At 65.8% G+C, this 13,250-nt stretch carries 7 protein-coding genes; 4 read left to right on the top strand and 3 right to left on the bottom strand.

Annotated elements, in window-relative coordinates; all coding sequences use genetic code 11:
• Window positions 1-62 precede the first annotated feature (62 nt).
• On the bottom strand, window positions 63-3,044 hold the full coding sequence (locus P0M04_RS20775) for a CHASE domain-containing hybrid sensor histidine kinase/response regulator family protein (protein ID WP_259447220.1): 2,982 nt from the start codon (window positions 3,042-3,044) through the stop codon (window positions 63-65).
• An 81-nt stretch (window positions 3,045-3,125) separates the two neighbouring features.
• On the opposite strand from P0M04_RS20775, the gene P0M04_RS20770 reads away from it, so the two are divergent.
• Window positions 3,126-5,165: a prolyl oligopeptidase family serine peptidase gene (locus P0M04_RS20770; protein WP_259447221.1), complete on the top strand. Its 2,040-nt coding sequence runs from the start codon at window positions 3,126-3,128 to the stop codon at window positions 5,163-5,165.
• A 165-nt stretch (window positions 5,166-5,330) separates the two neighbouring features.
• Window positions 5,331-5,606, top strand: a complete 276-nt coding sequence (locus P0M04_RS20765; RefSeq protein ID WP_281042057.1) for a helix-turn-helix domain-containing protein — start codon at window positions 5,331-5,333, stop codon at window positions 5,604-5,606.
• On the opposite strand, the gene P0M04_RS20760 is transcribed toward P0M04_RS20765, so the two are convergent.
• The gene (locus P0M04_RS20760; RefSeq protein ID WP_259447222.1) at window positions 5,581-6,312 is read right to left on the bottom strand and encodes a helix-turn-helix transcriptional regulator; all 732 of its coding nucleotides are present in this window, start codon (window positions 6,310-6,312) and stop codon (window positions 5,581-5,583) included. The genes P0M04_RS20765 and P0M04_RS20760 overlap by 26 nt on opposite strands.
• Before the next feature lie 393 nt (window positions 6,313-6,705).
• Here P0M04_RS20760 and P0M04_RS20755 point away from each other — a divergent pair, with 393 nt between their 5' ends.
• Together P0M04_RS20755 and P0M04_RS20750 are read left to right on the top strand one after the other, a co-directional pair.
• Window positions 6,706-11,619, top strand: coding sequence for a response regulator (locus tag P0M04_RS20755; protein ID WP_259447223.1), 4,914 nt, complete (start codon window positions 6,706-6,708; stop codon window positions 11,617-11,619).
• Entirely contained in the window at window positions 11,619-12,473 is an 855-nt protein-coding gene (locus P0M04_RS20750) for a CheR family methyltransferase (RefSeq protein ID WP_259447224.1), read from the top strand. The genes P0M04_RS20755 and P0M04_RS20750 overlap by 1 nt, the downstream gene beginning before the upstream one ends.
• A gap of 109 nt (window positions 12,474-12,582) precedes the next feature.
• On the opposite strand, the gene P0M04_RS20745 is transcribed toward P0M04_RS20750, so the two are convergent.
• The gene (locus P0M04_RS20745; protein WP_259447225.1) at window positions 12,583-13,206 is read right to left on the bottom strand and encodes a glutathione S-transferase family protein; all 624 of its coding nucleotides are present in this window, start codon (window positions 13,204-13,206) and stop codon (window positions 12,583-12,585) included.
• Between the last annotated feature and the right edge of the window lie 44 nt (window positions 13,207-13,250).

The following is a 13,250-nucleotide window of genomic DNA, read 5'->3' as shown; positions in this document are numbered from 1 at the left end:
GTGGCGAAGAGACTCGCGCAGCATACTACTTCCGGGCGGCCGGCGGTAGAGCTGGCGGGTATCTAGACCTGGTGATCCTGCTGGCGCGCGCCCAGTTCGGCGAGGATGTGGCGTTCCAGCCGCGGCAGCAGGCCGCGCAGCCGGGCCGCCAGGGTGCGTGCCTGGCCCAGCGCGCCCGGCTCGACCTGGCGTTCCAGATCGGCGCACACATCGCTGAAGCCCAGTGCGCCGACCGTGCGCGCCTCCGATTTCAGCCGGTGCGCCACCGCCGCCGCCCGGGCCGGTTCCTGCGCCACCAGCGCGCGGTCGATCTCGTGCATGCCGTCGCGGGCAGCGTCCAGGAACAGGAAGGCGTATTTGCGCATGCGCTCGGGCTGGCCGCCGAACGCGTCGGACAGCACGCCCAGGTCGAGCAGCGTGTCCGTCCTGGGGGTGTCCAGCATGTCCGGTCGGCGCTGCTGTTGCGTGCCCTTGCGGCCGAGTGCGCGCGCGATCGTCGCGATCAGCGTCTCGGGCGCCGCCGGCTTCGTCAGGAATTCATCCATGCCGGCCGCCAGGCACCGGGCCTGGTCCTCGATTCCCGCGTTCGCCGTCATCGCGATCACTTTCAGGCCGGCCAGCCGTGCATCCGCGCGGATGCGGCGCGTCGCTTCGTAGCCGTCCATCACGGGCATCTGCACGTCCATCAGGACGCAGTCGACAGGCCCTTCGGCCAGCCGGTCCAGCGCCTGGGCACCGTCGTCCGCGACGACGACCCGCGCGCCGGCATCCTCGAGCAGCTCGCGCGCCACCAGCTGGTTGAATGCATTGTCCTCGACGAGCAGGATCGTGCAGCCCGCCAGCGCTCCCGGTTCGGCCTGCGGCGCCGGCGCTGCGGGGCGTGGCGCCGTCAGCGGCTGCAGGCGCGCCGTGAACCAGAACGTGCTGCCCTGCCCCGGCACGCTCGTCGCGCCGACCTCGCCGCCCATCAGCTCCGCCAGCTGCTTGCTGATGACGAGGCCCAGGCCCGTGCCGCCGTGGACGCGCGTCGTCGACGGGTCGGCCTGGTGGAACGGCGTGAACAGCTGCGCCAGGTCGTCCGGCGCAATGCCGATGCCCTGGTCCTCGACATCGAAGCGCACGAGCACGTCGGCGCCCACGGTCCGCTCGACACGGGCCCGGACGTGGATGGTGCCGTGCTCGGAAAACTTGATGGCGTTGCCGACGAAGTTCAGCAGCACCTGTTCCAGCCGCAGCGGATCGCCGCGGACGGGCCATTTCAGCTCGGGCGCCACGTCGAACGCGAGCTCGAGGCTGCGCGCCGTCGCCTGCGCGCCCAGCTGGCTCTCGACGTTGCGCTTCAGCGCGTCGAACGTGAAGTCGCGCAGTTCCAGCTCGACCTTGCCGGCCTCGATCTTGGAAAAGTCGAGGATGTGGTTGATGATGCCCAGCAGGTGCTGTGCCGAATGCTGGATCTTGCCCAGGTAGTCGCGCTGCTTCGGCTCCTCCGCGCGCTTGCCCGCCAGGTAGGCCATGCCGATGATGCTGTTCATCGGCGTGCGGATTTCATGGCTCATGTTGGACAGGAAGTCGCTCTTGGCGCGGCTGGCCGCGTCGGCCCTGGCCTTCAGCGCGTGCAGTTCCGTGACGTCGGTCGAGACGCACAGCACCGCCCCGACTTCGCCATCGCCGGCGAAACGCACGGGCACCTTCACGCTCCACAGCTCGCGCGCGACGCCGTCGCTGCCCGCGAACGTGTTCTGCACCGCGCGTTTCTCGCCCAGTTCCAGCACGGGCTGGTCGATCGCCCACAGCGCGTCGGCCTGCGCGGGCGGCATCACCTCGCGGTCGCGCCGGCCCACGATGTCGCTTGCGGGGAGGCCGCAGGCGGCGGCCATCTTCGCGTTGACGTAGCGGTAGCGGCGGTCGCGGTCCTTCAGGTAGACGTACGCGTCGACATTGTCCAGCACGAGGTCGAGCAGCCGGCGCTGGTCGACGGCCGACTTGCGCGAGCGGGCCAGGTTGAGGAACAGCGCATAGACGAGAAGGGTCGCGCCGAAGCCGCCCACGCCGGCCAGCCAGGGGAATACGCGGCCGAAACCGTCGACGAGATCGGCGCGGCGGGCGACGAAGCGGGCCTTCCACAGGTTGTCGTCGAAGCGCACGGGCAGCACGGTTTCCAGCAGGTCGTCCGCGTGGGCGAGCGCCGGGCCGGCGCCGTCGTACAGCAGGTTGTCCGCATCGTTCACGTGCAGCGGGCCGGTCGCCCGGCTGTCGGCCGCCGCGTACAGCTGCAGCGCCATGGGCGCATCGCCGCCCGGCAGGGCCCCGCGCACGAGGGCAGGCAGGGAAAAGCCGATGCCGACGGAGCCCGCATACGCGGCGCGGCGGCCTTCGACGTCGGGCGGGACGGGGCCGTCCGTGCGGTAGACGGGCATGCGCAGACCCAGGCCGAGATGGCGCACGGGGTGCTCGACCACGATGGGCTTGCCGGAGGCCGCCATGCGGCCGCTGTCGCGCGCCCGTGCGAGGGCCTGCGCAACGGCGGGCGCGCCGCCTGCCAGGTCAGCCCCGGCCTTCTCCGGCAGCCACGGCTCCAGGTAGGTCAGCACGGTGTGGGAAGGACGCCGCACGCCGGGCCGGATGGCGAAATCGGGATAGCCGGCCGGATCGAGGCTGCGGTCCGCGCGCACGGCCGCGACGAACGCGTCGCGCGCGCCCTCCTCCACGTACGCGGCGTAATTGACCGATTCGAGCGCCGGATAGTGCTCGGCCACGCGCAGCGCCTGGACGTAGCGGTGGAATTCCAGCCGCGTGACGGTACCGCTTGCCTGGAACAGCCCGGCCAGGCCGCGCACGACGTCCGCATAGGACTGCACGGCACCGGCGAGCTGCTGGCGGCCGGTGCGTGCCAGGTGGTCGAAGCGCGCCTGCGTCTCGACGTCGACCGTGCGGGCCGCGCCCAGGTACAGGCCGGTGCCCACGAGCAGGGCCAGCGCGACCCCGCCGGTCCACAGCGTGGCCGTCTTTCCCGTGTTACGCGTCGTGATTTCTGCCTTGGGCATATTTCCGTGCGGAAATTTTTGTATGTTTGTTAGTATGTCCGAATCGAACCGAAATTGCGAGCTCAACAATAAGGAATGCATATGCGTGAAGCAGATAACGGACATCTCGACCCCTGGCTGTGGCTGGAAAACGTCGATTCCGACCGTGCGCTCGGCTGGGTGGCCGAGCGCAATGCGGAAACGGAACGCGAACTCACCGCCCTTCCCGGCTACGCGGCCCTGCGCACGCGGCTGAAGACGATCCTCGATTCGCGCGACCGCATTCCCTATGCAGGCCACCACGCCGGCCGCTTCTACAACTTCTGGCGCGACGCCGACCACGAGCGGGGCATCTGGCGCCGCACGACCCTGGATGAATACCGCAAGCCGGAACCCGCCTGGGAAACGGTGCTGGACCTGGACGCCCTCGCCCGCCTTGAAAACGAAAACTGGGTCTGGGCCGGGGTGACGTTCCTGGAACCGCACGGCACGCGCTGCCTCGTCTCGCTGTCGCGCGGCGGCGGCGATGCCCACGTCGTGCGCGAATTCGACGTGGCGACGCTCGCGTTCATCGAAGACGGCTTCACCTTGCCGGAAGCGAAGACGAGCGCCGGCTGGATAGCCGCCGGCGCGCTGTTCGTCGCCACCGACTTCGGCCCCGGCTCCATGACCGAATCCGGCTACCCGCGCATCGTCAAGGCGTGGCGGCGCGGCACGCCGCTGGAAGACGCCACGCTCGTCTACGCAGCGCAGGAAGAGGACTTGTCCGTCTCGGCCTGGCAGGATCCGACACCCGGCTACGAGCGCCAGTTCGTGCTGCGCCAGATCGATTTCTACAGCAGCGAGTTGTTCCTGCGCGATCCAGCGAGCGGCCACCTGACGCCCATCGAGAAGCCGCTCGACGCGAACGCGTTCGCACTGCGCGACCAGTTCATCGTCGAGCTGCGCTCGGACTGGACGGTGGGGGACCGCACCTGGCCCCAGGGCGCCCTGCTTGCCATCCCCTTCGACCGCTTCCTGGACGGCAGCCGCGATTTCGACGTGCTGTTCGACCCGACGCCGACGACGTCGCTGGACGGCATCGCGGCCACGCGGGGCGCGCTGTTCCTCACGATACTCGACAACGTCAAGAACCGGATCGTGGAATGGCGGCAGGTGGACGGCCGCTGGCAGCGCCGCGACGTGGAGGCGCCGGGCATGGGGGCGCTGCACGTCTCCGCCGTCGACGAATACGACTCGGACCAGGTTTTTCTCACCGTGACCGACTTCCTCACGCCGAGCAGCCTGTATCTGATGGAGGCCGGGAGCGACGGCCGCGAGCTGCTGAAGTCGATGCCGGCGTTCTTCGATGCGGCACCCTATGCCGTCAGCCAGTTCACGGCACAGTCGCCGGACGGCACGCACGTCCCGTATTTCGTCGTGATGCGCAAGGACGCGCCGCTGGACGGCACGCATCCGACCCTGTTGTACGGCTACGGCGGCTTCGAAGTGTCGCTGACGCCGTTCTACAGCGGCACCACGGGCGAGGCGTGGCTCGCGCAGGGCGGCGTGTATGTGCTGGCGAACATCCGCGGCGGCGGCGAGTTCGGGCCGCGCTGGCACCAGGCGGCGCTGAAGGAAAACCGGCAAAAGGCGTTCGACGATTTTCTCGCGGTCGCCGAAGACGTCATCCGCCGCGGCATCACGACCCCGCCCCATCTCGGCATCATGGGCGGCAGCAACGGCGGGCTGCTCGTGGGCGCGGCATTGACGCAGCGCCCGGACCTGTTCGGCGCCGTCGCCTGCCAGGTGCCGCTGCTGGACATGCGCCGCTATCACGAGCTGCTGGCCGGCGCGTCGTGGATCGGCGAGTATGGCGACCCGGACGATCCCGACGAGTGGGACTACATCGCCCGCTACTCGCCTTACCAGAACGTATCACCCGACAAGCGCTACCCGCGCGTACTGTTCACGACGTCCACCCGCGACGACCGCGTCCACCCGGGTCATGCGCGCAAGATGGCGGCGCGGATGCGCGAGCAGGGGCACGACGTGCTGTACTGGGAAAACACGGAGGGCGGCCATGCAGGGGCGGCGAACAACGAGCAGACGGCGACGATGTGGGCGCTGACGTATGCTTTTCTTTTGAGGAAACTCAAGTAATTGCACTTAGAAAACGCTGGACATGACCCGTTTCGCCGGTAACCATCAGTTAGCAAGCTAACGCAACTGGCACATTCGATATGAAACTAGCAGGGTTGCTAGGACGCTAAATGAATGTTGCATGGAATACTTGTTTCTCACACATCTTTCCATGGAGGAGCGGCGATGGCTAATGATTTCGTTACCGAAGCAAGCCTGCGGGAACCGTCGACAGGCACCCTGATGATGAAAACGCCCGCATCCCTGGCGCCCTCCATCAGCGATCTCAAGAAATACCGGATCAGCAAACGCGAGAGCCAGGAGAAATTCTGGGGCCGGTTTGGCGTCACGCAATCCAGCGGCAGCCGCTTCGAAACGGGTCTGGCCATTCCGGCCCCGGTCGCCCTGCTGTTGAAACTTTATGTCAACGGCAAGCTCAACGATGGTGATCTTCTGGGGTAATCAATCCCAGCGAGATTGCCCTCACGACCGCCTGTTGCCGGGTGTTGACGTTGAACTTCTGGCGAATATTGCCCATATGGAAGTTCACCGTCGCCTCGGAACAGCCGGTGATTTTTGAAATTTCCCACGACGACTTGCCCACCATGACCCAGTTGAGCACTTCCAGCTCGCGCGGGGTCAGGCGCGGCGCCGCCTCCTGCGACGGCGGCGGGCAGAAACGCACGCCCGACGCATACGCATAATCCCGCACCAGCGCCAGATCGGGCAGCATGCTCGACACGTCGCGCAGGAATGCCCCATCCGCCGCCGTGTCGACGGCAAAACTCAGCAGCCCAAACTCCCCGTTCGGACCATGGATCGGAAACGTCACGCCGGCGCGGATGCCGTACGTGCACGCCTCTTCGTACAAGGCGCGCTGGGCCGGGCTGCGAAAGATCTCCGGCTGCCAGATCAGCGGCAAGGTGGTGGCGAGGCAGTGGCTGACGACGGGATCGACATAAGCGAAGCGCTCGGCGTCATAGCGTTCACGCCATTTTGTCGGGTAATTGCTCTGTATAAATGCGTTCTCGAGCCGCGCATGGCGCGAGCCCGACATGCCGAACAACACCTTTTCGAACCCATAGTGGCGACCAAGGGCGAACAGCGCTTCGCCCCAACCGGACGCGGTGTCGGTATGTAACAACTCGTCCAAATCGACGGTCTTCATGGATGCCTCGCGCTGTTGAATAGGGTGTAATGACACCCCGCTATGCTAGTTGAGTTGTAACCAAAAAGCACGAAAAATTGGTGTTTTATTCATTATGGCAGAGCTCGGATATGGGATCGGTTGTCGTTCCGATACATCTTGAACAAGGCCCGCCAGCGAATCGTGCGCCAGTCTTTACGATTTTCAATTATCCTCGCGCGAATTGTCCATTTAAAATTTCAAAAATGCAAGTTTATGGTGGATTCGTAACAATCCTGTCCAGAAGCACATACATATGCTTGACTTGACCGGACGCGGGTGTATCGTTGCGTTTTCTTGGCATTTAACAATGCGCGTTGTCTAAAAACCATGCGCGCCAGCCCTTCCGCTTTTCTCTTCGAGGATTCCTAGTCAATGAATAACATGACCGACATGGCCGAACAGCTCGACGTCAAGCTGTTGCTGTCCACGCTGATGGCGCTGAAAAAAGGCGACTTCTCGGTACGCATGCCGTCCGACTGGACCGGCGTGTCCGGCAAGATCGCCGATACCCTGAACGACATCATCGAGACCAAGGAAAAGATGGTCGAGGCGGTCACGGAAGTGTCGCGCGTCGTGGGCCGCGAAGGCCACCTGACGCAGCGCGCCTCCGTGCCCGGTGTCGTGGGCGGCTGGTCGACCATCATCAGCTCGGTCAATACGCTGATCGACGACCTCGTGCGCCCGACGACGGAAATGGCGCGCGTCATCGGCGCCGTCGCGAAGGGCGACCTGTCGCAGACGATGGCGCTGGAAGTCGACGGCCACCCGCTGAAGGGCCAATACCTGCGCGCGGCGACCACCGCGAACACGATGGTGGAACAGCTGTCGTCGTTCTCGTCCGAGGTGACGCGCGTGGCGCGGGAAGTCGGTACGGAAGGTAAGCTGGGCGGCCAGGCATATGTCCCGGGCGTCGCGGGCACGTGGAAGGACTTGACGGACTCCGTGAACTCGATGGCGGGTAACCTCACGTCGCAGGTGCGTAACATCGCGGAGGTGACCACCGCCGTGGCGAACGGCGACTTGTCGAAGAAGATCACGGTGGACGTGCGCGGCGAGATCCTGCAGCTGAAGGACACCATCAACGTGATGGTGGACCAGCTCCGCTCCTTCGCGTCCGAGGTGACCCGTGTGGCGAGGGAGGTCGGTACGGAAGGCAAGCTCGGCGGCCAGGCCTACGTGCCCGGCGTCGCGGGCACGTGGAAGGACTTGACCGACAACGTGAACTTCATGGCGTCCAACCTCACGGGCCAGGTGCGTAACATCGCGGCGGTGACGACCGCGGTGGCGAACGGCGACCTCGGTAAAAAGATTACCGTGGACGTGAAGGGCGAGATCCTCGAGCTTAAAAACACCATCAACGTGATGGTGGACCAGCTGTCCTCGTTCGCATCGGAGGTGACCCGCGTCGCAAGGGAGGTCGGTACGGAAGGTAAACTCGGCGGCCAGGCAATGGTGAAAGGCGTCGCGGGCACGTGGAAGGACTTGACCGACTCCGTGAACTCGATGGCGGGTAACCTCACGGGCCAGGTGCGTAACATCGCGGACGTGACGACCGCCGTGGCGAACGGCGACTTGTCGAAGAAGATCACGGTGGACGTGAAGGGCGAGATCCTCGAACTGAAGAACACCATCAACGTGATGGTGGACCAGCTGAACTCCTTCGCGTCCGAGGTGACGCGCGTGGCCCGCGAAGTGGGTACCGAGGGCAAGCTGGGCGGCCAGGCGAACGTGCCGGGCGTCGCGGGTACGTGGAAAGACCTGACGGACGGCGTGAACTCGATGGCGGGTAACCTGACGGCGCAGGTGCGTAACATCGCGGACGTGACGACCGCCGTGGCGAACGGCGACCTGTCCAAGAAGATCACGGTGGACGTGAAGGGCGAGATTCTGGAACTGAAGAACACCATCAACGTGATGGTGGACCAGCTGTCCTCGTTCGCATCGGAGGTGACCCGCGTGGCGCGTGAGGTGGGTACGGAAGGTAAGCTGGGCGGCCAGGCGTACGTGCCGGGCGTCGGCGGTACCTGGAAAGACCTCACCGACAACGTGAACTTCATGGCATCGAACCTGACGGGCCAGGTGCGTAACATCGCGGCGGTGACCACCGCCGTGGCGCGCGGCGACCTGTCGAAGAAGATCACCGTGGACGTGAAGGGCGAGATTCTCGAACTGAAGGACACCATCAACGTGATGGTGGACCAGTTGTCCTCGTTCGCATCGGAAGTGACCCGCGTGGCGCGCGAGGTGGGTACGGAAGGCAAGCTGGGCGGCCAGGCGAACGTGTCGGGTGTCGCGGGTACGTGGAAGGACTTGACGGAGAACGTCAACCAGCTTGCGGCAAACCTGACGAACCAGATGCGCGCGATCGGTGAAGTGGCGACGGCGGTGACGCGTGGCGACCTCTCGCGTTCCATCCAGGTGGAAGCGCGCGGCGAGGTGTCCTACCTGAAGGACAACATCAACGAGATGATCCGCAACCTGAAGGAGACGACGCAGAAGAACGCGCAGCAGGACTGGCTGAAGACCAACCTGGCGCGCTTCACCCGCCTGCTGCAGGGCCAGCGCGACCTGCAGGCGGTGACGAAGCTGATCCTGTCCGAGCTGGCACCGCTGGTCTCGGCGCACCACGGCGTGTTCTACATGATGGATTCGCAGGAAGCCGACGCGCGCCTGCGCATGATCGCGTCGTACGGCTACCGGTCGAGCAGAAAACTGCCGACGTCGTTCCTGCCGGGCGAAGGCCTCGTCGGCCAGTGCGCGCTGGAGAAGACCCGCATCTGGCTGACGGACGTCCCGCGCGACTACATCGTCGTGTCGTCCGGCCTCGGTTCCGCGCCGCCGACCAACATCGTCGTGCTGCCGATCCTGTTCGAACAGCAGGTCAAGGCCGTCATCGAGATCGCGTCGCTGGACCGCTTCACCGAAACCCACCTCTCCTTCCTCGACCAGCTGATGGAATCCATCGGCGTCGTGCTGAACACGATCGAGGCGAACAGCCGCACGGAATCGCTGCTGACCCAGTCGCAGTCGCTGGCGCAGGAACTGCAGCAAACGAACCAGGAACTGGCGGAAAAGGCGCGCCTGCTGTCCGAGCAGAACATCGAGGTGGAGCGCAAGAACCGCGAGGTGGAACAGGCGAAGCTGGCGCTGGAAGAAAAGGCGACCCAGCTGGCGCTGTCCTCGAAGTACAAGTCGGAGTTCCTGGCCAATATGTCGCACGAGCTGCGTACGCCTTTGAACTCGCTGCTGATCCTCGCGCAGCAGCTGTCCGACAACCCGGAAGGCAACCTGTCGTCCAAGCAGGTGGAATTCGCGAAGACGATCCACGGCTCCGGCTCCGATCTGCTGACGCTCATTAACGACATTCTCGACCTGTCGAAGATCGAGTCGGGTACGGTCACGCTGGACGTGTCGGAATACCGCTTCTCGAACCTGCGCAACTACGTGGACCGCACGTTCCGCCACATGGCCGAGGCGAAGCACCTGGGCTTCGCGGTGGAGCTGGCGGAGAACCTGCCGACCGCCGTCATGACCGACACGACGCGCCTGCAGCAGGTCCTCAAGAACCTGCTGTCGAACGCGTTCAAGTTCACCAGCCACGGCAACGTGTCGCTGACGATCAGCCTCGTGACGAGCGGCTGGACGGCCGACCACCCGCACCTGCTGCATGCGGACGCCGTGCTGGCGTTCTCCGTGCGCGATACCGGCGTGGGCATCCCGGCCGACAAGCTGCAGCTGATCTTCGAAGCGTTCCAGCAGGCCGACGGTTCCACCGCCCGCAAGTACGGCGGCACGGGCCTGGGCCTGTCGATCTCGCGCGAACTGGCGCGCCTGCTGGGCGGCGAAATCCGCGTGGAGTCCACCGTCAACATCGGTTCCACGTTCACCCTGTACCTGCCGTACAACCGCGCGGGCTTCATCAACTACGAACAGACCCGCCAGCCGCAACCGGCACGCCTCGCCCCGCCGCAGCCGCAACCGTCGGCCCTGCCGGCACCGACGATGCTGCTGGAAGCGGAGCCGGAAGCGGTCACCAGCGTCACCCTGCCCGACCCGTCCGGCAGTCTGGTCGAATACGCGGCCATGCTGGACGACCGCGGCCTGATCGTGCCGGGCGACCCGTCCGTGCTGATCGTCGAGGACGACGAGCGCTTCGCCAAGACCCTGCTCGAATTCGCCCGCGAAAAGAACTTCAAGGGCATCGTCACGCATCGCGGCGATTCCGCGCTGTCGCTGGCGCGCGATTACCTGCCGTCCGCGATCCTGCTCGACATCGACCTGCCCGATATCGACGGCTTCACGGTGCTCGACCGCCTGAAACGCGACCCGAGCACGCGCCATATCCCGGTGCACGTGATGTCGTCGCTGCGCGAGCGCGAACGCGCGCTGCGCCAGGGCGCCATCTCGTACATCAACAAGCCCGTGAGCCGCGAGATGCTGCAGGAGGAATTCAAGCGCATCCAGAAATTCCTGATGGGCGGTAAACGCAGCCTGCTCGTCGTGGAAGACGACATGGCCCAGCGCGAATCGATCGTGGGCCTGATCGGCGATTCCGACGTGCGCATCGTGACGGCGGAAGACGGCAAGACGGCGCTGGAGGCGCTGGCGCAGCAGCACTTCGACTGCATGGTGCTGGACCTGACCCTGCCCGACATCTCCGGCTTCGACCTGCTCGACCAGATCGGCAAGCAGCAGGCCCTGCGCGACCTGCCGATCGTGATCTACACGGCGCAGGAACTGTCGCGCAAGGAGGTCACGAAGTTGAAGCGCTACGCCAAGACCATCGTCGTCAAGGATGCGCGCTCGCCGGAACGCCTGCTGGACGAGACGGCCCTGTTCCTGCACCGCTCGCAGGCCAGCCTGCCGGAAACGCAGCGCCGCATGCTGGAAGAGATCCACGCGGCGGACGGCGGCCTCGCGGGACGCAAGGTGCTGATCGTCGACGATGACCTGCGCAACATCTTCGCGCTGTCGTCGCTGCTGGAGCGCCAGCAGATGCAGGTGCTGTTCGCCGAGAACGGCCGCGACGGCATCGAGGTGCTGGAAAAGGATCCGACCATCGAGATCGTCCTCATGGACATCATGATGCCGGAGATGGACGGCTACGACACGATGCGCGCCATCCGCCGCATCCCGAAATTCAAGTCGCTGCCGATCATCACGCTGACCGCGAAGGCGATGAAGGGTGACCGCGACAAGTGCATCGCCGCGGGCGCGTCCGACTACATCACCAAGCCGGTCGACGTGGCCCAGCTGTTGTCGATGATGCGGGTGTGGTTGCACTGATGACCACGGCATCAAGTACCTGGACCGGCCTCGCGGCCGGGCTGGCCGTCGAGGAACTGGAGACGGAGCTGCTGCTGGAGGCGCTGTTCCAGCGCTTCGGCCACGAGTTCCGTGGCTACGACCGGGCCTACCTGCGCCGGCGGCTGGCCGACGCCATGCGCGCGCATGGTGCCGCCACGCTGTCCGGCCTGCAGGAAAAGGTCTTGCACCACCCGGCCGCGGCGTCCGCACTGCTGCGTACGCTGGCGCCGCAACCCGTCGACCTGTTCGAGAACACGGGCCACACGCAACGCCTGCGTACGGTGCTGGCGCCGGCGCTGCGCGCGTGGCCCGTGCCGCGCGTGTGGCTGGCGGAATGCGCCGGGGTCGGCGAAGCGTGGGGCCTGGCCATCGTGCTGGCGGAAGAAGGCGTGCTGGGCAAGCTGGACATCCACGCGACGCTCGCCAACGAGGAACTGGTGGCCGACATGCAGGACGCCTGGCTGCCCGTGGCCGAGCTGGACGCGGCGCAGACCCGCTACGCGGCCAGCGGCGGCCATGCCGCGCTGTCGACGTATTTCGAAGTGCGCGACGGCCAGGCGCGCCTGCAGCCGCAGCTGCGCCGGCGCATCACGTGGTCGCAGTACAGCCTCGTGACGGATGCGTCGTTCAACGAATTCCAGGCGATCCTGTGCTGCGGCGCGCTGTCCGACTTCGGGCCCGTGCTGCGCCAGAGGGTGCTGCGGCTGTTCCACGACAGCCTCGCGCGCTTCGGCGTGCTGTGCCTGGACCGGCCGCTGGCGGTGTCGGATGCGTATGCGGGCACGTACCAGGCGATCGAGGGGGATCGGCCGTGGTACAAGAGGGTCGGTTAGTATCAAGCCGTCATCCCGCGCAGGCGGGGATCCATACTGAGGCTCCGGAGCCGCGCAGATATCAAATCCTGAAACTCAGTATGGGTTCCCGCTTTCGCGGGAACGACGGTTACGTTACTTTAGCACTCGGCCTCTCTGCGATCCGGTCGCGCCACGCCTGCAGATTCACGAGGCCCTCGTCCGAGGGCCGGAATTTCATCAACCCGCGCGCGAACTCCAGCGCGCAGAACGCCGTGATGTCGGCGATCGTGAAGCGCTCGCCCGCCAGGTAATCGCGGTCCGCCAGCACGCCGTCGAGCCAGTGCGCCGTCTCGCGCATCTTGACGCCCTGCGCCGCGCCGAAGTCGGGAAACTGCGGCTGTTCCAGCGGCGCGAGGCCCGGATGCGTGTGGCGCACGCAGTTGGCGATGCGCAGGAACAGCTGCAGCTCGCAGCGGCGGTCCATCATCTCGATGAACGCGCGTTCCTCGAAGTCCTCGCCCATCAGGTTCGGGTTCGGATACACACCCTCCAGCCAAGTACAGATAGCGCGCGTCTCGGCCAGCGTGCGGCCGTCGGGCAGTTCCAGCACGGGCACCTGGGCCATCGGATTCAGCGCCGCGAACGCCTCGCTGCGGTGCTCGCCCTTGCCCAGGTCGACCTGCACGGTGGTGATGTCCGTGATGCCTTTCTCGGCCATGAACATCAGGACGCGGCGCGGGTTCGGCGCGCGGGTGCTCGTGTACAGTTTCATCAAGCGTCTCCTCGTCGTTTGTCGCCGCCGATCATAGCGCATCC

This window comes from Telluria mixta, from assembly GCF_029223865.1.
Lineage (GTDB): Bacteria > Pseudomonadota > Gammaproteobacteria > Burkholderiales > Burkholderiaceae_D > Telluria > Telluria mixta.
The sequence above is the reverse complement of the archived record's forward strand: the minus strand, read 5'-3'. Positions and strand labels throughout refer to the sequence as shown.